The organism is Hydrogenophaga borbori (assembly GCF_003417535.1).
Lineage (GTDB): Bacteria > Pseudomonadota > Gammaproteobacteria > Burkholderiales > Burkholderiaceae_C > Hydrogenophaga > Hydrogenophaga borbori.
Window position 1 is genome coordinate 61,902 of record NZ_QVLS01000012.1, and the last position, 20,998, is coordinate 82,899.

At 67.9% G+C, this 20,998-nt stretch carries 20 protein-coding genes and 1 tRNA gene; all 21 read left to right on the forward strand.

Annotated features, from left to right (window positions below):
- Nucleotides 1-121: 121 nt before the first annotated feature.
- Complete coding sequence (locus DY262_RS17560; protein ID WP_116960398.1) at nucleotides 122-1,408, forward strand: branched-chain amino acid ABC transporter substrate-binding protein; 1,287 nt, start codon at nucleotides 122-124, stop codon at nucleotides 1,406-1,408.
- 21 nt (nucleotides 1,409-1,429) lie between these two features.
- Nucleotides 1,430-2,614: a pyridoxal phosphate-dependent aminotransferase gene (locus DY262_RS17565; RefSeq protein ID WP_116960399.1), complete on the forward strand. Its 1,185-nt coding sequence runs from the start codon at nucleotides 1,430-1,432 to the stop codon at nucleotides 2,612-2,614.
- Nucleotides 2,615-2,746: 132 nt separating this feature from the next.
- On the forward strand, nucleotides 2,747-3,013 hold the full coding sequence (gene rpsO, locus DY262_RS17570; RefSeq protein ID WP_070397633.1) for a 30S ribosomal protein S15: 267 nt from the start codon (nucleotides 2,747-2,749) through the stop codon (nucleotides 3,011-3,013).
- 244 nt (nucleotides 3,014-3,257) lie between these two features.
- A complete protein-coding gene (gene pnp, locus DY262_RS17575) occupies nucleotides 3,258-5,516 on the forward strand; it encodes a polyribonucleotide nucleotidyltransferase (protein ID WP_116960400.1) in 2,259 nt (752 codons plus the stop codon).
- Between the two features lie 21 nt (nucleotides 5,517-5,537).
- Nucleotides 5,538-6,527, forward strand: coding sequence for an NAD(P)H-quinone oxidoreductase (locus DY262_RS17580; RefSeq protein WP_116960401.1), 990 nt, complete (start codon nucleotides 5,538-5,540; stop codon nucleotides 6,525-6,527).
- A gap of 4 nt (nucleotides 6,528-6,531) precedes the next feature.
- Entirely contained in the window at nucleotides 6,532-7,278 is a 747-nt protein-coding gene (gene tpiA, locus DY262_RS17585; RefSeq protein WP_116960402.1) for a triose-phosphate isomerase, read from the forward strand.
- Nucleotides 7,279-7,336: 58 nt separating this feature from the next.
- Nucleotides 7,337-7,759, forward strand: a complete 423-nt coding sequence (gene secG, locus DY262_RS17590) for a preprotein translocase subunit SecG (RefSeq protein WP_116960403.1) — start codon at nucleotides 7,337-7,339, stop codon at nucleotides 7,757-7,759.
- A 154-nt stretch (nucleotides 7,760-7,913) separates the two neighbouring features.
- A tRNA-Leu gene (locus DY262_RS17595) sits at nucleotides 7,914-7,998 on the forward strand.
- Nucleotides 7,999-8,047: 49 nt separating this feature from the next.
- Nucleotides 8,048-8,407, forward strand: a complete 360-nt coding sequence (locus tag DY262_RS17600) for an NADH-quinone oxidoreductase subunit A (protein WP_070397638.1) — start codon at nucleotides 8,048-8,050, stop codon at nucleotides 8,405-8,407.
- A gap of 36 nt (nucleotides 8,408-8,443) precedes the next feature.
- A complete protein-coding gene (locus DY262_RS17605; RefSeq protein WP_009520160.1) occupies nucleotides 8,444-8,923 on the forward strand; it encodes a NuoB/complex I 20 kDa subunit family protein in 480 nt (159 codons plus the stop codon).
- A gap of 28 nt (nucleotides 8,924-8,951) precedes the next feature.
- The gene (locus DY262_RS17610; RefSeq protein WP_116960499.1) at nucleotides 8,952-9,572 is read left to right on the forward strand and encodes an NADH-quinone oxidoreductase subunit C; all 621 of its coding nucleotides are present in this window, start codon (nucleotides 8,952-8,954) and stop codon (nucleotides 9,570-9,572) included.
- 19 nt (nucleotides 9,573-9,591) lie between these two features.
- Nucleotides 9,592-10,845, forward strand: a complete 1,254-nt coding sequence (locus tag DY262_RS17615; protein WP_070397639.1) for an NADH-quinone oxidoreductase subunit D — start codon at nucleotides 9,592-9,594, stop codon at nucleotides 10,843-10,845.
- Nucleotides 10,842-11,348 (forward strand): NADH-quinone oxidoreductase subunit NuoE, encoded by a 507-nt coding sequence (gene nuoE / locus DY262_RS17620; RefSeq protein ID WP_116960404.1) that lies wholly within the window; start codon nucleotides 10,842-10,844, stop codon nucleotides 11,346-11,348. The genes DY262_RS17615 and nuoE overlap by 4 nt, the downstream gene beginning before the upstream one ends.
- A complete protein-coding gene (nuoF, locus tag DY262_RS17625) occupies nucleotides 11,348-12,709 on the forward strand; it encodes an NADH-quinone oxidoreductase subunit NuoF (RefSeq protein WP_116960405.1) in 1,362 nt (453 codons plus the stop codon). The genes nuoE and nuoF overlap by 1 nt, the downstream gene beginning before the upstream one ends.
- A 25-nt stretch (nucleotides 12,710-12,734) precedes the next feature.
- Nucleotides 12,735-14,867: an NADH-quinone oxidoreductase subunit NuoG gene (gene nuoG / locus DY262_RS17630; RefSeq protein WP_116960406.1), complete on the forward strand. Its 2,133-nt coding sequence runs from the start codon at nucleotides 12,735-12,737 to the stop codon at nucleotides 14,865-14,867.
- Nucleotides 14,864-15,946: an NADH-quinone oxidoreductase subunit NuoH gene (gene nuoH / locus DY262_RS17635; protein ID WP_116960407.1), complete on the forward strand. Its 1,083-nt coding sequence runs from the start codon at nucleotides 14,864-14,866 to the stop codon at nucleotides 15,944-15,946. Before nuoG ends, nuoH begins: the two co-directional genes overlap by 4 nt.
- A gap of 13 nt (nucleotides 15,947-15,959) precedes the next feature.
- A complete protein-coding gene (gene nuoI / locus DY262_RS17640) occupies nucleotides 15,960-16,472 on the forward strand; it encodes an NADH-quinone oxidoreductase subunit NuoI (protein ID WP_070397644.1) in 513 nt (170 codons plus the stop codon).
- A 32-nt stretch (nucleotides 16,473-16,504) separates the two neighbouring features.
- Nucleotides 16,505-17,143 carry an NADH-quinone oxidoreductase subunit J gene (locus DY262_RS17645; RefSeq protein ID WP_116960408.1) on the forward strand — a complete coding sequence of 213 codons (639 nt, stop codon included), beginning with the start codon at nucleotides 16,505-16,507 and terminating at the stop codon, nucleotides 17,141-17,143.
- Entirely contained in the window at nucleotides 17,140-17,451 is a 312-nt protein-coding gene (nuoK, locus tag DY262_RS17650; RefSeq protein ID WP_070397646.1) for an NADH-quinone oxidoreductase subunit NuoK, read from the forward strand. Before DY262_RS17645 ends, nuoK begins: the two co-directional genes overlap by 4 nt.
- A gap of 7 nt (nucleotides 17,452-17,458) precedes the next feature.
- Complete coding sequence (gene nuoL / locus DY262_RS17655; RefSeq protein WP_116960409.1) at nucleotides 17,459-19,483, forward strand: NADH-quinone oxidoreductase subunit L; 2,025 nt, start codon at nucleotides 17,459-17,461, stop codon at nucleotides 19,481-19,483.
- A gap of 22 nt (nucleotides 19,484-19,505) precedes the next feature.
- Entirely contained in the window at nucleotides 19,506-20,981 is a 1,476-nt protein-coding gene (locus tag DY262_RS17660) for an NADH-quinone oxidoreductase subunit M (protein ID WP_116960410.1), read from the forward strand.
- The last annotated feature ends 17 nt before the right edge of the window (nucleotides 20,982-20,998 follow it).

The window sequence follows — 20,998 nt, forward strand, 5'->3', positions numbered from 1 at the left end:
CAGGGCCGCCTGACCGGCGGCGGCGGGTTCAAATAATTATGAATTAGAGTACCCGTCCTGTCGCGGACGCGACAAGAGCGGGCCCCGTCGAGGGCCCGGCGTTGCCACCACGGAGTTCTGCATGACCCTGATTTCCCGCCGCCGGCTGGCCACCCTGGCCGCCGCCGTCCTTGGCCTCGGCGCCGTCCCGTCCGGCTGGGCCCAGGCCCCCGCCGCTCGCGGCGAGCCCATCCGCATCGCCATGATCGAAGGCCTCTCGGGCCCCTTCGCCAACACCGGCGAGGCCGTGTTCCGCAACCTGCTCTGGGCCACGGAGCGGGTCAATGCGCGCGGCGGCGTCAAGCTGCCCGGCGGCGCTCGGCCGCTGCTCATCGAGCGCTTCGACAGCAAGAACCAGGCGGAAGAGGCCCTGTCCTCCCTGCGCCTGGCCAATGACCGGGGGATCGCCATCGTCACCCAGGGCAACTCGTCGGCGGCGGCCAGCGCCCTGATCGAGGCCATCAACAAGCACAACGAGCGTCATCCGGCGCAGCGCCAGCTTTTCCTCAACTACTCGGCGGTGGACCCGGCGCTCACCAACGAGAAGTGCAGCTACTGGCACTTCCGCTTCGACGCCCACGCCGACATGCGACTGGCCGCGCTCATGAGCGTGCTGCGCGAGGACAGGGCGCTGCAGCGCATCTACCTGATCGGCCAGGACTACAGCTTCGGCCAGGGCGTGCTGCGCGAGGCGCGCCGCCAGCTCGGCGCCCAGCGGCCGGACGTGAAGATCGTCGGCGACGAGCTGCACCCCATGGCGCGCATCAAGGATTTCCTGCCCTACGCCACCAAGATCAAGGCCAGCGGCGCGCAGGCCGTGCTCACGGGCAACTGGGGCAATGACCTCACGCTGCTGGTGAAGGCCGCGCGCGAGGTGGGCTTCGAGGGCCGTTTCTATACCTTCTACGGCAACGCCCTGGGTGCGCCGGCGGCGCTCGGCGACGCCGGCATCGGCCAGGTGGTGGCCGTGGCCGACTGGTTCCCCAACGTGCCCACGCCCGAAAGCGAGGCCTTCTACAAGGCCTTCCGCGAGCGCTTTCCCAAGCCCGAGGACGACTACGTGCACATGCGCATGCAGCTCATGGTCGAGGCGCTGGCGCAGGCCATCGAGCGCGCGGGTCGGGTGGAGGCGGGGGCCATCGCCGCCGAACTGGAGAAGGCCGACGTCACCCTGGCCGGCCAGCGCGCGCGCATGCGCCGCGCCGACCACCAGTTCCAGCAAAGCCTGGCCGTGGCCGTGATGGACCGCCAGGGCACGCCCGGTGTGAGGTTCGACGTCGAGGGATCGGGCTACGGCTTTCGCGTGATCCGCAGCCTGAGCCCGCAGCAGGCCGAGATGCCGCACAGCTGTACGATGACCCGCTTCTGACATTGACGCGGGAGTCGGCGCATGCGTGACGTGGTGGCGGGCCTGGAGGGCTCGCGCATTCGGGAGGTGGCGAACGAAGGCATCGGCCGCGAGGGCGTGCTCAAGTTCTGGTTCGGCGAGAGCGACGAGGTCACACCCGAGCCCATCCGTCAGGCCGCGATCGCCTCGCTGCAGGCCGGCGAAACCTTCTACGCGCACAACCTGGGCCTGCCCGAGCTGCGTGAGGCCATCGCCGGTTACACCGAGCGCCTGCACCCTGGCCGCGGCGCGGTCCACTGGTTCGAGCGCATCGCCGTCACCTCGGGCGGCGTCAACGGGCTCATGCTGGCGGCGCAGACCCTGGTCGACGCGGGCGACGAGGTGGCGGTGGTCACGCCGGCCTGGCCCAACCTGGCGGCCCAGCCGGCCATCCTGGGCGCGCGGGTGAAGGCGCTGCCGCTGGTGCCGCGCGGCGGCGCCTGGACGCTGGACCTCGCCGCCCTGCGACAGGCCGTGACCCCGGCCACGCGCGTGCTCATCGTCAACGCCCCGGCCAACCCGACCGGTTTCGCGCTCACGGCCGAGCAGCAGCGCCAGATCCTGGCCCACTGCCGCGCCACCGGCACCTGGATCGTGGCCGACGAGGTCTACGAGCGGCTCTACTTCGAGAGCGACACCGCCAACGGCGCGGCGCCCAGCTTCCTGGACGTGGCCGAGCCCGACGACCGCCTCATCGTTGCCCACAGCTTCTCCAAGAGCTTCCTGATGACCGGCTGGCGCCTGGGCTGGCTGGTGCTGCCGCCCGCGCTGACCGAGGCGGTGGGCAAGCTGATCGAGTTCAACACCTCCTGCGCGCCGGTGTTCGTGCAGCGCGGGGCGGTCGCCGCCATCGCCCACGGCGACGCCGTGACGCCGGCCCTGGTGGCCCACCTGCGCCGCTGCCGCGACACGCTGGTGCCCCTGCTGCAGGCCCTGCCCGGGGTGGAGCTGGCCACGCCGCGCGCCGGCATGTACGCCTTTTTCCGCCTGCCGGGACAGGCCGACTGCCTGGAGGTGTCCAAGCGGCTGGTGCGCGAGGCCGGCCTGGGCCTGGCGCCGGGCAGCGCCTTCGGCCCGGAGGCGGCCGGCTGGCTGCGCTGGTGTTTCGCCAGCCGGGACGCGTCGCGGCTGGAGGAGGGCGTGCGGCGCCTGAACGGCTGGCTGGCGGACAGCCGGCCCCGCCGCTAGGTCGCCGGCGCGCCGATTCGGCTAGAATGCGCGGTTGCCGTTCCAGCTGGAGCGGCTTCACGCCCGTCGCGGCAGGCCATCCCTTCGGGTGGCCCGGGCTGCAGCGGGACGCAAGTCAACAGGAAGCTTCACATGATCGATCAGCAAGTCAAGGCCGGCGTCATCGCCGACAACGCCCGTTCCGCCAACGACACCGGCAGCCCCGAAGTCCAGGTCGCCATCCTGACGGCCCGCATCAACGAACTCACCCCGCACTTCAAGACGCACGCCAAGGACCACCACGGCCGCCGCGGCCTGCTGCGCATGGTGAGCCGTCGCCGCAAGCTGCTGGACTACCTCAAGTCCAAGGACGCCGACCGTTACCTGGCCCTGATCCAGAAACTGGGCCTGCGCAAGTAAACCGAGCCGGGTGTGCCCGATCGAAAAGCCTGAGTTGGTTCGCTGGCTCGGGCTTTTTGCGTTTGGCGCCCCCGCTCCATTCCTCCGGAGTTCACACACCGAGCGAAGCTGTGTCATTCCAACGGGGCTGCGGCCAGCGCAGTCCCTCTGGAATGGCATCGTCTGGCGGGTGCGTTCTCCGGGTTCGTGCAAGGCATTGCACGCCATGCAGTCCCGATGAACGGGACGCCAACGGAGATACGCCATGAGCATGTTCAACAAAGTCACCAAGACCTTCCAGTGGGGCCAGCACACGGTCACCATGGAAACGGGCGAGATCGCCCGCCAGGCCAGCGGCGCCGTGCTGCTCGACATGGACGGCACCGTCGTGCTGGCCACCGTGGTCGCCAAGAGCGAGGCCAAGGCCGGTCAGGACTTCTTCCCCCTGACCGTCGACTACATCGAGAAAACCTACGCCGCCGGCAAGATCCCCGGCAGCTTCTTCAAGCGCGAAGGCCGCCCGAGCGAGCTGGAAACGCTGACCAGCCGCCTGATCGACCGCCCGATCCGCCCGCTGTTCCCCGAGGGCTTCTTCAACGAAGTGCAGGTGGTCATCCACACGCTGTCGCTCAACCCCGAAGTGGACGCCGACATCGCCGCGATGATCGCGACCTCGGCCGCGCTGTCGGTCTCGGGCATTCCGTTCAACGGCCCCATCGGTGCGGCGCGCGTGGGCTATGTCAACGGCGCCTACGTGCTCAACCCGGGCCAGACCGAGCGCCAGAACTCGCAGATGGACCTGGTGGTCGCCGGCACGCAGGCCGCGGTGCTGATGGTCGAGTCCGAGGCCCTGCAGCTGTCCGAAGAAATCATGCTGGGCGGCGTGGTGTTCGGCCATGAGCAGGCCAACATCGCCATCAACGCCATCAACGAACTGGTGCGCGAGGCCGGCAAGCCCGAGTGGCAGTGGCAGGCCCCGGCGCGCGACGAGGCGCTGATCGCCCAGGTGAATGAGCTCGGCGGCGACAAGCTGCGCGCGGCCTACCAAATCCGCAACAAGCAGGCGCGCACCCAGGCGTGCCGCGAGGCCTACGCCGCCGTCATGAGTGGCCTGAAGGCCGCCGGCGTCGAATTCGACAGCGTCAAGGTCGAGGGCCTGCTGTTCGATATCGAGGCCGGCATCGTGCGCGGCCAGATCCTGGCCGGCGAGCCGCGCATCGACGGCCGCGACACGCGCACCGTGCGCCCCATCGAGATCCGCAACGGCGTGCTGCCGCGCACCCACGGCTCGGCGCTGTTCACGCGCGGCGAGACGCAGGCCCTGGTGGTCGCCACCCTGGGCACCGACCGCGACGCCCAGAAGATCGACGCGCTGGCCGGCGAGTTCGAAGACCGCTTCATGCTGCACTACAACATGCCGCCCTTCGCCACCGGCGAAACCGGCCGCGTGGGCAGCCCCAAGCGCCGCGAGATCGGCCACGGCCGCCTGGCCAAGCGCGCCCTGGTGGCCTGCCTGCCCACCAAGGAAGACTTCCCCTACACCATTCGCGTGGTGTCCGAGATCACCGAGTCCAACGGCTCCTCGTCCATGGCCTCGGTCTGCGGCGGCTGCCTGGCGCTGATGGACGCCGGCGTGCCCATGAAGGCGCACGTGGCCGGCATCGCCATGGGCCTGATCAAGGACGGCAACCGCTTCGCCGTGCTGACCGACATCCTGGGCGATGAGGACCACCTCGGCGACATGGACTTCAAGGTGGCCGGCACCACCAACGGCATCACGGCCCTGCAGATGGACATCAAGATCCAGGGCATCACCAAGGAAATCATGCAGGTCGCGCTGGCCCAGGCCAAAGAGGCGCGCATGCACATCCTGGGCAAGATGCAGGCCGCCATGGGCGAGGCCAAGACCGAGATCAGCGATTTCGCGCCGCGCCTCTACACCATGAAGATCAACCCCGAGAAGATCCGCGACGTGATCGGCAAGGGCGGCGCCACCATCCGCGCGCTGACCGAAGAAACCGGCACGCAGATCGACATCGGCGAAGACGGCACCATCACCATCGCCTCCACCGACGGCGCGCGCGCCGAGGAAGCCAAGCGCCGCATCGCCGAGATCACGGCCGAGGTGGAAGTGGGCAAGGTCTACGAAGGCCCGATCACCAAGATCCTGGACTTCGGCGCCCTGGTCAACCTGCTGCCGGGCAAGGACGGCCTGCTGCACATCAGCCAGATCGCCCACGAGCGCGTGGAGAAGGTCAGCGACTACCTGCAGGAAGGCCAGATCGTCAAGGTCAAGGTGCTGGAGACCGACGAGAAGGGCCGCGTCAAGCTGTCGATGAAGGCGCTGCTGGAGCGCAGCGGCGGTGGCGATCGTGAGCCCCGCGAGCCCCGCGAGCCCCGTGAACCGCGTGAACCGCGTGAACCGCGTGAGCACCGCGAACCGCGTGAACCGCGTGAGCACCGCGACCAGCGCCCCGCGGCGTCGGCCGACGAGGCCGCGCAGCAACAGCAACAGCCGCAGTAAGCCCCGCACGCGATGTCGAGCATGCAAGCGGTCGAGATCAATGGCTTTGGCGCGCCCGAGGTGCTGCGCCTGGCCGAGCGCCCGCGCCCCGTCGCGGGCGCCGGCGAGTTGCTGATCCGCGTCGCGGCCTCGGGCGTGAACCGCCCCGACGTGCTGCAGCGCACCGGCAACTACCCGGTGCCGCCCGGCGCGTCCGACATCCCCGGGCTGGAGGTGGCCGGCACCATCGAGTCGGGTGACGCCACCGCGCTGGCCGAGGCCGGCCTCCAGCTGGGTGACCGGGTCTGCGCGCTGGTGGCCGGCGGCGGCTACGCCGAGTGGTGCGTGGCGCCGGTCGGCCAGTGCCTGCCGGTGCCGCGTGGCCTGGACGATGTCGCCGCCGCTTCGCTGCCCGAAACCTTCTTCACCGTCTGGAGCAACGTCTTCGACCGCGGCCGTCTGCAGTCCGGTGAAACCCTGCTGGTGCAGGGCGGCACCAGCGGCATCGGCGTCACCGCCATCCAGATGGCCAAGGCGCGCGGCGCGACCGTGATCGCCACCGCCGGCAGCGACGAGAAGTGCGCCGCCTGCAAGGCGCTCGGCGCCGACCACGCCATCAACTACCGCACGCAGGACTTCGTTGCCGCGGTGGCCGACGTCACCGGCGGCCGCGGCGTCGACGTGATCCTCGACATGGTGGCGGGTGGCTACGTGGCGCGCGAGGTCGACTGCCTGGCCGAGGACGGCCGCCTGGTCATCATCGCGGTGCAGGGCGGCGTCAAGGCCGAGTTCAACGCCGGTCTGGTGCTGCGCCGCCGCCTCACCGTCACGGGCTCCACGCTGCGCCCGCGCCCGGTGGCCTTCAAGGCCGCCATCGCGCGCTCGCTCAGGGAGCACATCTGGCCGCTGCTCGAATCGGGCGCGGTCAAGCCTGTCATCCACCAGGTGTTCGCCCCCGCGCAGGCGGCCGAGGCGCACGCCCTCATGGAATCGAACCGCCACGTCGGCAAACTCGTGCTGAAGTGGGCCTGATGTCATGACGAAGAAAAAGCTCATCGCCGGCAACTGGAAGATGAACGGCGGCCTGGCCGCCAACGAGGCGCTGCTGCGCGCGCTGCTGGCCGGTCTCGGCCAGCCCTCGGCCGACGTGGCCGTCTGCGCGCCCGCGCCCTACCTCGCGCAGCTGCAGGGCCTGCTGGCCGGCGGCCCGATCGGCTGGGGCGCGCAGGACCTGTCCGCGCACGAGCAGGGCGCCTACACCGGCGAGGTGTCGGCCGCCATGCTCAAGGACTTCGGCTGCCGCTACGCCATCGTGGGCCATTCCGAGCGCCGTCAGTACCACGGCGAGACGGATGCCACCGTCGCTGCCAAGGCGCAGCGTGCCCTGGCCGCGGGCATCACGCCCATCGTGTGCGTGGGCGAGACCCTGGTGGAGCGCGAGGCCGAGCAGACCGAGGCCGTGGTCAAGCGCCAGCTGGCCGCTGTGATCCACGCCGTGGCGCACTGCACGAGCGAAATCGTCGTCGCCTACGAGCCCGTGTGGGCCATCGGCACCGGCCAGACGGCCACGCCCGAGCAGGCCCAGCAGGTGCACGCCGTGCTGCGCGCTCAGCTTGCCGCGGCCACCCACCAGGCGGAGCGTGTGCACATCCTCTATGGCGGCAGCATGAACGCCGCCAACGCCGCCAGCCTGCTGGCCCAACCCGACATCGACGGCGGGCTGATCGGCGGGGCCTCGCTCAAGGCGCCCGATTTCCTGCGGATCATTGCCGCCGCCCACTGAACACAGCATCGAACCGATGGCGCCGCGAAGGCGCTGATCGACCCTTACGGAGAACCTGATGAACGTCCTGTTGACCCTCCTGCTCGTGGTGCAGATCCTCGCTGCGCTCGGCATGATCGGCTTGATCCTCATGCAGCACGGCAAAGGCGCCGACGCGGGCGCCGCCTTCGGTGGCGGTGGCGCGGGCTCGGCCAGCCTGTTCGGCGCCTCGGGCGGCGCGAACTTCCTGTCGCGCACCACGGCCGTGCTGGCGGGTGTGTTCCTGGCCTGCACGCTGGGTCTGGCCTATTTCGGCAACCTGCGTGCCGCGCCGGCGAGCTCGGGCAGCGTGCTCGAGAACGTGCCCGCCGCGCCCGCGAGCCCGGTGCAGCAGATCCCGGGTGGTGCCGCCGCGCCCACCGCGCCCGCCGCCCCGGGCAATGCCCCGGCGCCCGCCAGTGCACCCGCACCCACGGGCGCGGGCCAGATTCCCGCGCAGTGATGCGAAACCCCGCCAGCGGCGGGGCCTGACGCCTCGGGGACGCCCATGAAAAAAGGATGGGCCGCTCCCCAGATTGGGGAGGCGATTCAGGGTAAACTCTATGAGTTGTCCGCAGTGCTCAGTGTCCCTCATGAGCACGGCAACGCAGACCCAAGCCGACGTGGTGAAATTGGTAGACACGCTATCTTGAGGGGGTAGTGGCGAAAGCTGTGCGAGTTCGAGTCTCGCCGTCGGCACCAGATCGTTGAAGGCAGGGCCAGCAGGCCCTGTCCACGGAACCGCCCCACCATGAGCCTTGACCAGTACCTGCCCGTGCTTCTGTTCATCGTCGTGGGTATCGCGGTCGGGATCATTCCCCAGGTCCTCGGTTTCATCCTCGGCCCGAACCTGCCGGACGCCGAGAAGAACTCCCCTTACGAATGCGGCTTCGAGGCCTTCGAAGACGCGCGGATGAAGTTCGATGTGCGCTACTACCTGGTGGCCATCCTCTTCATCCTGTTCGACCTCGAAATCGCGTTCCTCATCCCCTGGGCCGTGGCCTTCTCCGACATCGGCATGACGGGCTTCGTCGCCGGTGTGGTGTTCCTGGCCATCCTCACGGTGGGTTTCGCCTACGAATGGAAAAAGGGCGCCCTGGACTGGGAGTGAGTTCACCCCCGCTGCGCGGGCGCTTCGGAGCAGCACATGATTGAAGGTGTCTTCAAGGAAGGCTTTGTCACCACCAGCTACGACGCGGTGGTGAACTGGGCCAAGACCGGTTCGCTGTGGCCCATGACCTTTGGTCTGGCCTGCTGCGCGGTGGAGATGATGCATGCGGCCGCCGCGCGCTACGACATCGGGCGCTTCGGCTCCGAGGTCTTTCGCGCCAGCCCGCGCCAGTCCGACCTCATGATCGTGGCCGGCACGCTGTGCAACAAGATGGCGCCGGCGCTGCGCAAGGTCTACGACCAGATGGCCGAGCCGCGCTGGGTGCTGTCCATGGGTTCCTGCGCCAACGGCGGCGGCTACTACCACTACAGCTACTCGGTCGTGCGCGGCTGTGATCGCATCGTGCCGGTCGACGTCTACGTGCCCGGCTGCCCGCCCACCGCCGAGGCGCTGCTGTACGGAATCATTCAGCTGCAGCAGAAGATCCGGCGCACGCAGACCATTGCCCGCGCCTGAGTCACAGAACACCACCGAGCCCCACGACATGACCGACGCATCCAACCACCACCTGGTCGCGCCCGAGACCCTGCAGGCCAGCCTCCAGGAACTGCTCGCCGGCCGCGTGCGCGCGGTCGACCTGGAACGCGGCGAGGTCACGGTCACGGTCGACGCCGCCGCCTACCTGGATGTCATGCAGACCTTGCGCGACGCGCCCCAGGCCCGCTTCGAGCAGCTCGTCGACCTCTGCGGCATGGACTACTCCACCTACGGCGACGGCCGCTGGGAAGGCCCGCGCTTCGCGGCGGTCTCTCACCTGCTGTCGGTGAGCCTGAACCAGCGCGTGCGCGTGCGCGCGTTCTGCGCCGACGATGACTTCCCCGTGCTGCCCTCGGTCAACGGCTTGTGGAACAGCGCCAACTGGTACGAGCGCGAGGCCTTCGACCTCTACGGCATCGTCTTCGATGGCCACGACGACCTGCGCCGCATCCTCACCGACTACGGTTTCATCGGCCACCCGTTCCGCAAGGACTTTCCGCTCTCGGGCCACGTCGAGATGCGCTACGACGCCGAGCGTCAGCGCGTCATCTATGAGCCGGTGACCATCGAACCCCGCGAGATCACGCCGCGCGTGATCCGCGAGGACAACTACGGCGGCCTGCACTGAAGGCGCGGGGCGAACCGACATGGCAGAGATCAAGAACTACACCCTGAACTTCGGCCCGCAGCACCCGGCCGCGCACGGCGTGCTGCGCCTGGTGCTCGAGCTCGACGGCGAGGTCGTGCAGCGCGCCGACCCGCACATCGGCCTGCTGCACCGCGCGACCGAAAAGCTCGCCGAGCACAAGACTTTCATCCAGTCGCTGCCCTACATGGACCGTCTCGACTACGTGTCCATGATGTGCAACGAGCACGCCTACTGCCTGGCCATCGAGAAGCTGCTGGGCATCGAAGTGCCGATTCGCGCGCAATACATCCGCGTGATGTTCAGCGAGATCACCCGCCTGCTCAACCACCTGATGTGGCTGGGCTCGCACGGCAACGACTGCGGCAGCTCCACCATCCTCATCTACGCCTTCCGCGAGCGCGAGGACCTGTTCGACATGTACGAGGCGGTGTCGGGCGCGCGCATGCACGCGGCCTACTTCCGTCCCGGCGGCGTCTACCGCGACCTGCCCGACAGCATGCCGCAGTACCAGGCGAGCAAGGTGCGCAACCAGCGCGGCGTGGACGAACTGAACAAGAACCGCCAAGGCTCGCTGCTCGACTTCATCGACGACTTCACCCGGCGCTTCCCGGTCTACCTCGACGAGTACCACACGCTGCTCACCGACAACCGCATCTGGAAGCAGCGCACCGTGGGCATCGGCGTGGTGCCACCCGAGCGCGCGCTCAACCTGGGCATGACCGGCCCCATGCTGCGCGGCTCCGGCATTGCCTGGGACCTGCGCAAGAAGCAGCCTTACGAGGTGTACGACCGCCTGGACTTCGACATCCCGGTCGGCAAGACCGGCGACACCTATGACCGCTACCTCGTCCGCATGGAGGAGATGAAGCAGTCCAACCGCATCATCCAGCAGTGCGTGGCCTGGCTGCGCGCCAACCCGGGCCCGGTGATCACCGACAACCACAAGGTGGCGCCGCCCGCGCGCGAGGCCATGAAGGCCAACATGGAAGAGCTGATCCACCACTTCAAGCTCTTCACCGAAGGTTTCCACGTGCCCGAGGGCGAGGCCTACGCCGCCGTCGAGCATCCCAAGGGCGAGTTCGGCATCTACCTCGTGAGCGACGGGGCCAACAAGCCCTACCGACTGAAGATCCGCGCGCCCGGTTTCGCGCACCTCGCCACGCTCGACGAGATGGCGCGCGGCCACATGCTGGCCGACGCGGTCGCCATCATCGGCACCATGGACATCGTTTTCGGGGAGATCGACCGATGAGCACCCCCGTGCAGTTTTCCGCCGCGACCATCGCGCGCTTCGACCGCGAGGTCGCCAAGTACCCGGCCGAGCAGCGCATCTCGGCCGTCATGGCCTGCCTGTCCATCATCCAGCAGGAGCAGGGCTGGGTCAGCACCGAGGCCGAGGCCGCGCTGGCCGCTTATCTCGGCGTCGAGCCGATCGCGGTGCACGAGGTCACGACCTTCTACAACATGTACAACCAGCGGCCGGTGGGCAAGTTCAAGCTCAACGTCTGCACCAACCTGCCGTGCCAGCTGCGCGATGGCCAGAAGGCGCTGCACCACCTCGAGAAGAAGCTGGGCATCGAAATGGGCGAGACCACGCCCGACGGCCTGTTCACGCTGCAGCAGAGCGAGTGCCTGGGCGCCTGCGCCGACGCGCCCGTGATGCTGGTGAACGACCGCCACATGTGCAGCTTCATGAGCCACGACAAGCTCGACCAGCTCGTCGATGGCCTGCGCGCCGCGGAGGGCCAGTCCTGATGAACGCCCAACAGATCATCGGCCAGTTCGCCGCCACCGGCGTGCAGACCTGCTTCCATGGCCGCCACATCAGCCCGCAGATCTACGCGGACCTGGACGGCAAAAACTGGTCCCTCAAGGACTACGAGGCGCGCGGCGGCTACCAGGCCCTGCGCAAGATCCTGGGCAAGGACGGCGGCGAAGGCCTCACGCCCGACCAGGTGATCGCCACCGTCAAGGAATCGGCTCTGCGTGGCCGCGGCGGCGCGGGCTTCCCCAGCGGCCTCAAGTGGAGCTTCATGCCGCGCCAGTTCCCGGGGCAGAAGTACCTCGTCTGCAACTCCGACGAGGGCGAGCCGGGTACCTGCAAGGACCGCGACATCCTCATGTACAACCCGCACATCGTCATCGAAGGCATGGCGATCGCGGCGTACGCCATGGGCATCAGCGTGGGCTACAACTACATCCACGGCGAAATCTTCGAGGTGTACGAGCGCTTCGAGGCCGCGCTGGAAGAGGCGAGGGCGGCCGGCCTGCTGGGCGACAACATCCTCGGCTCGGGCTTCAGCTTCCAGCTGCACGGCCACCACGGCTTCGGCGCCTACATCTGCGGCGAGGAAACCGCGCTGCTCGAATCGCTGGAGGGCAAGAAGGGCCAGCCGCGCTTCAAACCGCCGTTCCCCGCCAGCTTCGGCCTCTACGGCAAACCCACCACCATCAACAACACCGAGACCTTCGCGGCGGTGCCCTGGATCATCCGCAACGGCGGCCAGGCCTACCTGGAGATCGGCAAGCCCAACAACGGCGGCACCAAGATCTTCTCGGTCAGCGGCGACGTCGAGATGCCCGGCAACTTCGAGATCCCGCTGGGCACGCCCTTCAGCAAGCTGCTCGAACTCGCCGGCGGCGTGCGCAAGGGCCGCACGCTCAAGGCCGTGATCCCCGGCGGCTCCTCGGCCCCGGTGCTGCCGGCGCACATCATGATGGAGTGCACGATGGACTACGACTCCATCGCCAAGGCCGGCTCCATGCTGGGCTCGGGTGCCGTCATCGTGATGGACGACTCGCGCGACATGGTCGAGTCGCTCAAGCGCCTGTCGTACTTCTACATGCACGAGAGCTGCGGCCAGTGCACGCCGTGCCGCGAGGGCACGGGTTGGCTCTGGCGCATGGTCGACCGCATTGACCGCGGTCTGGGCCGGCCCGAGGACATGGCCCTGCTCGACAACGTGGCCGAGAACATCATGGGTCGCACCATCTGCGCGCTCGGCGACGCGGCGGCCATGCCGGTGCGCGCCATGATCAAGCACTTCCGCCACGAGTTCGAGGCCAAGATCAACGCTGCGCAGGCCGAAACGGGCAACAAGGCGGCCACGGCCTGAGAGCACGAGGAACACGGACATCCCCATGGTTGAAATCGAACTCGACGGCAAGAAGGTCGAAGTGCCTCCGGGCAGCATGGTCATGCATGCGGCCGAGAAGGCGGGCACCTACATCCCCCACTTCTGCTACCACAAGAAGCTGTCCATCGCGGCCAACTGCCGCATGTGCCTGGTCGACGTGGAGAAGGCGCCCAAGGCCATGCCGGCCTGCGCCACGCCCGTCACGCAGGGCATGATCGTGCGCACGCAGAGCGACAAGGCCGTCAAGGCCCAGAAGTCGGTGATGGAGTTCCTGCTCATCAACCACCCGCTCGACTGCCCGATCTGCGACCAGGGCGGCGAATGCCAGCTGCAGGACCTGGCCGTGGGCTACGGTGGCTCCGGCTCGCGCTACCAGGAAGAAAAGCGCGTGGTCTTCCACAAGAATGTGGGTCCGCTGATCTCCATGGAGGAGATGAGCCGCTGCATCCACTGCACGCGCTGCGTGCGCTTCGGGCAGGAGATCGCGGGCGTCATGGAGCTCGGCATGAGCCACCGCGGCGAGCACGCCGAGATCGAGACCTTCGTGGGTCAGTCGGTCGATTCCGAGCTCTCGGGCAACATGATCGACATCTGCCCCGTGGGCGCGCTCACCAGCAAGCCCTTCCGCTACAGCGCGCGCACCTGGGAACTCTCGCGCCGCAAGAGCGTGAGCCCGCACGATTCCACCGGCGCCAACCTCGTGGTGCAGGTCAAGAACCACCAGGTGATGCGCGTGGTGCCGCTCGAGAACGAGGCGGTCAACGAATGCTGGATCGCTGACCGCGACCGCTTCTCCTACGAAGCGCTCCATGGCGCGGACCGCCTCACCCAGCCCATGCTCAAGCAGGGCGGTGAGTGGAAAACCGTGGACTGGCAGACCGCGCTGGAGTACGTCGCCAATGGCCTCAGGCAGGTCAAGGGCGCGCACGGCGCGGGCGCCATCGGCCTGCTGGCCAGCCCGCACGCCACCGTGGAAGAGCTGGCCCTGGCTGGCGCCCTGGTGCGCGGCCTGGGCAGCGAGAACATCGACAGCCGCCTGCGCGCGGCCGACCCCGGCGCCGTGGCGCCCCAGGGCCAGGCGCGCTGGCTGGGCCGCCCCATCGCCGAGCTCTCCACGCTGCAGCGTGTGTTGGTCGTGGGCTCGAACCTGCGCAAGGACCACCCGCTGTTCGCGCAACGCATCCGCCAGGCCGTGCGCCGCGGCGCGCAACTGAGTGCGCTGGTCGAGGCCGCGCCCCAGTGGGCCATGAACGTCAAGCACACGCTGCTCAGCGACAGTACGGCCTGGGCATCGGCCCTGGCCGGCGTGGCCGCCGCGGTGGCCGCCGAGAAGGGCGTGTCCGCGCCGGTGCCGGTCGAGCCGACCGACGCGCAGCGCGCCATCGCCGCCTCGCTGCTGGGCGGCGAGCACAAGGCGGTGCTGCTTGGCAACGCCGCCGCGCACCACGCCCAGGCCACCAGCCTGCTGGCCCTGGCCCAGTTCATCGCCCAGCACACCGGCGCCAGCGTGGGCTACCTCACCGAGGCGGCCAACACCGTGGGCGCGCAGCTCGTGGGCGCCGTCCCGGGACAGGGCGGCCTGCACGCCGGCCGCATGCTCGGCGGTGCGCTCAAGGCCGCGCTGCTGCTCAACGTGGAGGCCGAGGACACGGCCGCCGGGCTGCAGGGGCTGGCGAACACCGACATGGTCGTGACCCTGAGCCCCTTCAAGACCAACCTGGACGTGAGCGACGTGCTGCTGCCGATCGCACCGTTCACCGAGACCTCCGGCAGCTTCGTGAACGCCGAAGGCCGCCTGCAGAGCTTCCACGCCGTGGTGCCCCCCCTGGGCGACACGCGCCCGGCCTGGAAGGTGCTGCGCGTGCTGGGCAACCTGCTCGAGCTGCCGGGCTTCGATGCCGACTCCTCGCAGGCCGTGCTCGCGCGCGCGCTGCCGGGTGTCGCGTCGGGTGGCTTGGTGCCGGCCGAGCGCCTCAACAACCAGGCCGCCGGCGCGACCATCGACACCACGCCCGCGGCGGCCAAGCCCTGCGTGGCCAGCATCTACCAACTCGACGCCCTGGTGCGCCGCGCTCCGTCGCTGCAGCTCACGGCCGATGCCCGCCGCGCGCGCGCAGAAGAAGGGGTGGCAGCGTGATCGACGCGATGTACAACGGCGGCCTGGGCCTCATCAACGCCGCGTGGTGGACCTCGGCGGCCTGGCCCGTGCTCTGGGCCCTCATCAAGATCGTCGCGGTGCTCGCGCCGCTGATGGGCGCGGTGGCCTACCTCACGCTCTGGGAGCGCAAACTGCTCGGCTGGATGCAGGTGCGCCACGGCCCCAACCGCGTGGGCCCCTTCGGTCTGCTGCAGCCCATCGCCGACGCGCTCAAGCTGCTGACCAAGGAGCTGATCCGCCCGAGCGCGGCCGCCAACGGCCTGTTCCGCCTCGGCCCGGTCATGGCCATCATGCCGGCGCTGGCCGCCTGGGTGGCCATTCCCTTTGGCCCGGAGGCCGTGCTGGCCAACGTCAACGCCGGCCTGCTGGTCATCCTGGCCATCACCTCCATCGAGGTCTACGGCGTGATCATCGCGGGCTGGGCCTCGAACTCGAAGTACGCCTTCCTCGGCGCGCTGCGCGCCTCGGCCCAGATGGTGAGCTACGAGATCGCCATCGGCTTTTGCTTCCTGGTGGTGGTGATGACCGCCGGCAGCCTGAACCTGGCCGAGATCGTGAACTCGCAGTCCCGCGGCATGGGCGCGGGCATGGGCCTGAACTTCCTGTCCTGGAACTGGCTGCCGCTGCTGCCTATTTTCGTGGTCTACGTGATCTCGGGCGTGGCCGAAACCAACCGCCACCCCTTTGACGTGGTCGAGGGCGAGGCCGAGATCGTGGCCGGCCACATGGTCGAGTACTCGGGCATGGGCTTCGCGATCTTCTTTCTCGCCGAGTACGCCAGCATGTGGCTGGTGTCCATCCTGGCCGTGCTGATGTTCCTGGGTGGCTGGCTGCCCCCGATCGACAGCGCCATCTTCAACTGGGTGCCGGGCTGGATCTGGCTGGGCCTCAAGACCTTCGTGGTGGTGTCCATGTTCATCTGGATCCGCGCCACCTTCCCCCGCTTCCGCTACGACCAGATCATGCGTCTGGGCTGGAAGATCTTCATCCCCGTCACGCTGGTGTGGCTGCTGCTCGTGGGTGCGCTCATGCAGACGCGCTGGAACATCTGGCAGTGAGGAGGGCACAAGCATGAGTACCACCACCGCCGTCGCGCCCTTCAGTTTCCGCGACTTCTTCAAGAGCTTCATGCTCGTCGAGCTCGCCAAGGGCATGGCCCTGACCGGCCGCTACGCCTTCCGCCGCAAGGTCACGGTGCAGTTCCCCGAGGAGAAGACGCCGCTGTCGCCGCGCTTTCGCGGCCTGCACGCGCTGCGCCGCTACGAGAACGGCGAAGAGCGCTGCATCGCCTGCAAGCTCTGCGAGGCCGTGTGCCCCGCCGTCGCCATCACCATCGAAAGCGACGTGCGCGCCGACGGCACGCGCCGCACCACGCGCTACGACATCGACCTCACCAAGTGCATCTTCTGCGGCTTCTGCGAAGAGAGCTGCCCGGTCGACTCGATCGTCGAGACGCACATCTTCGAATACCACGGCGAAAAGCGCGGCGACCTGTACTTCACCAAGGAAATGCTGCTCGCGGTGGGTGACCGCTACGAACCCCAGATCGCCGCGGCCAAGGCCGCCGACGCCAAGTACCGCTGAGCGCGGCGCGACCGAGCCCATCCAGAGATCCCATGGACTTCACCACCGGTTTCTTCTACCTCTTCGCGGCGGTGCTGCTGTTCGCGGCCTTTCGCGTGGTCACCTCGCGCAACGCCGTGCACGCGGTGCTGTACCTGATGCTCTCCTTCTCGCAGGCGGCCGCGCTGTGGCTGCTGCTCAAGGCCGAGTTCCTGGGCATCACGCTGGTGCTGGTCTACCTCGGCGCCGTCATGGTGCTGTTCCTGTTCGTGGTGATGATGCTGGACATCAACATCGAGTCGCTGCGCCGCGGCTTCTGGCACCACTTCCCGCTGGCGGCCATTCTCGGCGCCGTGGTGGCCGGCGAGCTGATCGCCGTGCTGTGGGTGGGCTTCCCTTCCATTGCCACCACCGCCGCCACCGTGCCCGCCAACGTGTCGAACACGGGCGAGCTGGGCAAGCTGCTGTATTCGGCCTACCTCTATCCCATCCAGGTCGCGGGCTTCATCCTGCTCGTGGCCATGGTCGCGGCCATCGCGCTGACGCTGCGCCGGCGCAAGGACAGCAAGGCCATCAACCCGGGTGACCAGGTCCATGTGCGCGCCCGCGACCGCCTGGTGATCGTGCCCATGGCCGCCGCCAAGCCGGCGCCCGTGGCCGCCACCCCCAACACCGAGGAGGGCAAGGCATGAGTGGCCTCACGCTGGGACATTTCCTGTCGGTCGGCGCGATCCTGTTCGCGATCTCCGTCGTCGGCATCTTCCTCAACCGCAAGAACCTGATCGTGCTGCTCATGGCCATCGAGCTGATGCTGCTCGCGGTCAACATGAACTTCGTGGCCTTCTCGCACTACCTGGGCGACCTGCACGGCCAGGTGTTCGTGTTCTTCATCCTCACCGTGGCGGCCGCCGAGTCGGCCATCGGCCTCGCCATCCTCGTGCTGCTGTTCCGCAACAAGTCGTCGATCAGCGTCGAAGAACTCAACACGCTCAAGGGCTGATCGGAACATGAGCAACACGCTATCCGCCTCCACGCTGCTCGCCGTGCCGCTGGCGCCCCTGGTGGGCTCGCTGGTGGCCGGCATCCTGGGCACCGCCTTCGGCGGCAACGTCATCGGCCGGCGCGCCTCGCACGGCGCCACCATCCTGGGCGTGCTGGTCGCCTTCATTCTGTCGGCCATGACGCTGGCCGACGTGATCGACGGTGCCCGCTTCAACCAGACCATCTACGAATGGATGGTCATCGGCGGGCTGAAGATGGAGATCGGCTTCCTGGTCGACGGCCTGACCGCGATGATGATGGTGGTGGTCACCTTCGTCTCGCTCATGGTGCACCTCTACACCATCGGCTACATGGCAGACGACGACGGCTACAACCGCTTCTTCGCCTACATCTCGCTGTTCACCTTCTCCATGCTCATGCTGGTCATGAGCAACAACCTGCTGCAGCTGTTCTTCGGCTGGGAAGCGGTGGGCCTGGTGTCCTACCTGCTGATCGGCTTCTGGTTCAACAAGCCCTCGGCGATCTTCGCCAACATGAAGGCCTTCCTGGTCAACCGGGTGGGCGACTTCGGCTTCATCCTCGGCATCGGCCTGATCGTGGCCTACGCCGGCACCATGAACTACAGCGAGATCTTCGCCAAGGCGGGTGAACTCGGCGCCCTGGGCTTCCCGGGCACCGACTGGATGCTGATCACCGTCATCTGCATCTGCCTGTTCATCGGCGCCATGGGCAAGAGCGCGCAGTTCCCGCTGCACGTCTGGCTGCCCGACTCCATGGAGGGTCCCACGCCGATCTCCGCGCTGATCCACGCCGCCACCATGGTGACGGCCGGCATCTTCATGGTCGCGCGCATGAGCCCGCTGTACGAGCTGTCCGACACGGCGCTCAACTTCGTCATGGTCATCGGCGCCATCACCGCGCTGTTCATGGGCTTCCTGGGCATCATCCAGAATGACATCAAGCGCGTGGTGGCCTACTCCACGCTCTCGCAGCTGGGCTACATGACGGTGGCGCTCGGCGCCTCGGCCTACTCGGTCGCGGTCTTCCACCTGATGACGCACGCCTTCTTCAAGGCCTTGCTGTTCCTCGCGGCCGGCTCGGTCATCATGGGCCTGCACCACAACCAGGACATCCGCTGGATGGGCGGCGTGCGCAAGTACATGCCCATCACCTGGCTCACCTCGCTGATCGGCACGCTGGCGCTGATCGGCACGCCGCTGTTCTCGGGTTTCTACTCCAAGGACTCGATCATCGAGGCGGTGCATTTCAGCAACCTGCCGGCCGCCGGGTTCGCCCACTTCGCGGTGCTGGCGGGCGTGTTCGTGACCTCGTTCTATTCGTTCCGCCTGTACTTCCTGGTCTTCCATGGCCAGGAGCGCTACGACCAGAACCCCGACGCGCACCATGGCGATCACCACGACGACCACGGGCATGGCCACGGCGACGGCAAGCCGCACGAGTCGCCCTGGGTGGTGACCCTGCCCCTGGTGCTGCTGGCCATTCCGTCCGTGGTGATCGGCTACTTCACGATCGAACCCATGGTCATCGGTGACTTCTTCCGCGATGCCATCACCGTCAACGCCGAGGCGCACCCCGCGCTGAAAACCTTCGCCGAAGAGTTCCACGGCGCCTGGGCCATGGCCGCGCACGCCTTCAGCACGGCGCCGCTGTACCTGGCGCTGGCCGGTGCCGTGAGCGCCTGGTACTGCTACCTGGTCAACCCGGCTGTGCCCGCGGCCATCGCGCGCGCGCTGCGCCCGATCGTGGTCGTCCTCGAGAACAAGTACTACATGGACTGGTTCAACGAGAACGTGCTGGCCCGCGCCGCGCGCGGCCTGGGCGTGGGCCTGTGGAAGGGCGGGGACCGTGGCGTCATCGAAGGCGGCGTGGTGAACGCCAGCTGGAAGATCGTCGGCGCCATCGCCGCCGTGGTGCGCCGCGCGCAGACCGGCTACCTCTACCACTACGCGCTGGTGATGCTCGTGGGGGTGATGCTGTTCATGACGTACTTCGTCTGGCTCGCGAAATAAGACAACGAAGAAAGAAAAGACCATGGGTTTGCTGAGCCTTGCCATCTGGACGCCGATCCTCGTGGGCGTCGTGCTGCTCGCGCTGGGGCGCGATCAGCACGCGGGCGTGGTCCGCTGGGTTGCGCTCCTGGGCGCGCTCGCGGGCCTGGCCGTCACCGTGCCGCTGTACACCGGCTTCGAGGTCGGCAGCGCGGCCCTGCAGTTCGTCGAGAAGGCCGTCTGGATCGAGAGCTTCAACGTTCACTACCACCTCGGCGTGGACGGCATCTCGCTGTGGCTGGTGCTGCTCACGGCTTTCACCACCGTCATTGTGGTGATCGCGGGCTGGGAGGTGATCACCGAGCGCGTGAACCAGTACATGGGCGCCTTCCTGATCCTCTCGGGCTTCATGATCGGCGTGTTCAGCGCGCAGGACGCGATGCTGTTCTACGTGTTCTTCGAGGCCACGCTGATCCCGATGTACCTCATCATCGGCATCTGGGGCGGCCCCAACAAGATCTACGCGGCCTTCAAGTTCTTCCTCTACACGCTGCTGGGCTCGCTGCTCATGCTGATCGCGCTGATCTACCTGTACGTGCAGTCGGGTGGCAGTTTCGCGCTCAGCGACTGGTACCGCCTGCCCATCGGCGGCACCGCGCAGACCCTGCTGTTCTTCGCCTTCTTCGCGGCCTTCGCGGTGAAGGTGCCCATGTGGCCGGTGCACACCTGGCTGCCCGACGTGCACGTGGAGGCGCCCACCGGTGGCTCCGCCGTGCTGGCGGCGATCATGCTCAAGCTGGGCGCCTACGGCTTCCTGCGCTTCTCGCTGCCCATCCTGCCCGACGCCTCCCACGAATGGGCCTGGCTGATGATCGCGCTGTCACTGATCGCGGTGATCTACGTCGGTCTGGTGGCCATGGTCCAGCAAGACATGAAGAAGCTGGTGGCCTATTCGTCCGTGGCGCACATGGGCTTCGTGACGCTGGGCTTCTTCATCTTCAGTGACCTGGGCATGAGCGGTGGCCTGGTGCAGATGGTGTCGCACGGCTTCGTGTCGGCGGCCATGTTCCTGGCCATCGGCGTTCTGTACGACCGGGTGCACTCGCGCGAGATCGCCGACTACGGCGGCGTGGTCAACACCATGCCGCGCTTTGCCGCCTTCGCGCTGCTGTTCACCATGGCCAACGCCGGCCTGCCCGGCACGGCCGGCTTCGTGGGCGAATGGATGGTGATCATCGCGGCCGTCAAGGCCAACTTCTGGATCGGCCTGCTGGCCGCCACGGCCCTGATCTTCGGCGCCGCCTACTCGCTGTGGATGTTCAAGCGCGTCTACCTGGGCGAGCCGGGCAACGACGAGGTGCGAGGCCTGAGCGACATCAATGCTCGCGAATTCCTGGTGATGGCCTTGCTGGCCGTCGCCGTGCTCGCCATGGGCGTGTACCCCAAGCCCTTCACCGACGTGATGGACCCGGCCGTGGCCGAGCTGCTGCGCCACGTGGCGAACTCCAAGCTGAATTGACAAGAATAGACCGAGCG

Bases quoted from the DNA above. Each gene is read 5' to 3' on its own strand.
- DY262_RS17560 (WP_116960398.1), top strand. From the start codon at position 122: ATGACCCTGATTTCCCGCCGCCGGCTGGCCACCCTGGCCGCCGCCGTC.
- DY262_RS17565 (WP_116960399.1), top strand. From the start codon at position 1,430: ATGCGTGACGTGGTGGCGGGCCTGGAGGGCTCGCGCATTCGGGAGGTG.
- rpsO (WP_070397633.1), top strand. From the start codon at position 2,747: ATGATCGATCAGCAAGTCAAGGCCGGCGTCATCGCCGACAACGCCCGT.
- pnp (WP_116960400.1), top strand. From the start codon at position 3,258: ATGAGCATGTTCAACAAAGTCACCAAGACCTTCCAGTGGGGCCAGCAC.
- DY262_RS17580 (WP_116960401.1), top strand. From the start codon at position 5,538: ATGCAAGCGGTCGAGATCAATGGCTTTGGCGCGCCCGAGGTGCTGCGC.
- tpiA (WP_116960402.1), top strand. From the start codon at position 6,532: ATGACGAAGAAAAAGCTCATCGCCGGCAACTGGAAGATGAACGGCGGC.
- secG (WP_116960403.1), top strand. From the start codon at position 7,337: ATGAACGTCCTGTTGACCCTCCTGCTCGTGGTGCAGATCCTCGCTGCG.
- DY262_RS17600 (WP_070397638.1), top strand. From the start codon at position 8,048: ATGAGCCTTGACCAGTACCTGCCCGTGCTTCTGTTCATCGTCGTGGGT.
- DY262_RS17605 (WP_009520160.1), top strand. From the start codon at position 8,444: ATGATTGAAGGTGTCTTCAAGGAAGGCTTTGTCACCACCAGCTACGAC.
- DY262_RS17610 (WP_116960499.1), top strand. From the start codon at position 8,952: ATGACCGACGCATCCAACCACCACCTGGTCGCGCCCGAGACCCTGCAG.
- DY262_RS17615 (WP_070397639.1), top strand. From the start codon at position 9,592: ATGGCAGAGATCAAGAACTACACCCTGAACTTCGGCCCGCAGCACCCG.
- nuoE (WP_116960404.1), top strand. From the start codon at position 10,842: ATGAGCACCCCCGTGCAGTTTTCCGCCGCGACCATCGCGCGCTTCGAC.
- nuoF (WP_116960405.1), top strand. From the start codon at position 11,348: ATGAACGCCCAACAGATCATCGGCCAGTTCGCCGCCACCGGCGTGCAG.
- nuoG (WP_116960406.1), top strand. From the start codon at position 12,735: ATGGTTGAAATCGAACTCGACGGCAAGAAGGTCGAAGTGCCTCCGGGC.
- nuoI (WP_070397644.1), top strand. From the start codon at position 15,960: ATGAGTACCACCACCGCCGTCGCGCCCTTCAGTTTCCGCGACTTCTTC.
- DY262_RS17645 (WP_116960408.1), top strand. From the start codon at position 16,505: ATGGACTTCACCACCGGTTTCTTCTACCTCTTCGCGGCGGTGCTGCTG.
- nuoK (WP_070397646.1), top strand. From the start codon at position 17,140: ATGAGTGGCCTCACGCTGGGACATTTCCTGTCGGTCGGCGCGATCCTG.
- nuoL (WP_116960409.1), top strand. From the start codon at position 17,459: ATGAGCAACACGCTATCCGCCTCCACGCTGCTCGCCGTGCCGCTGGCG.
- DY262_RS17660 (WP_116960410.1), top strand. From the start codon at position 19,506: ATGGGTTTGCTGAGCCTTGCCATCTGGACGCCGATCCTCGTGGGCGTC.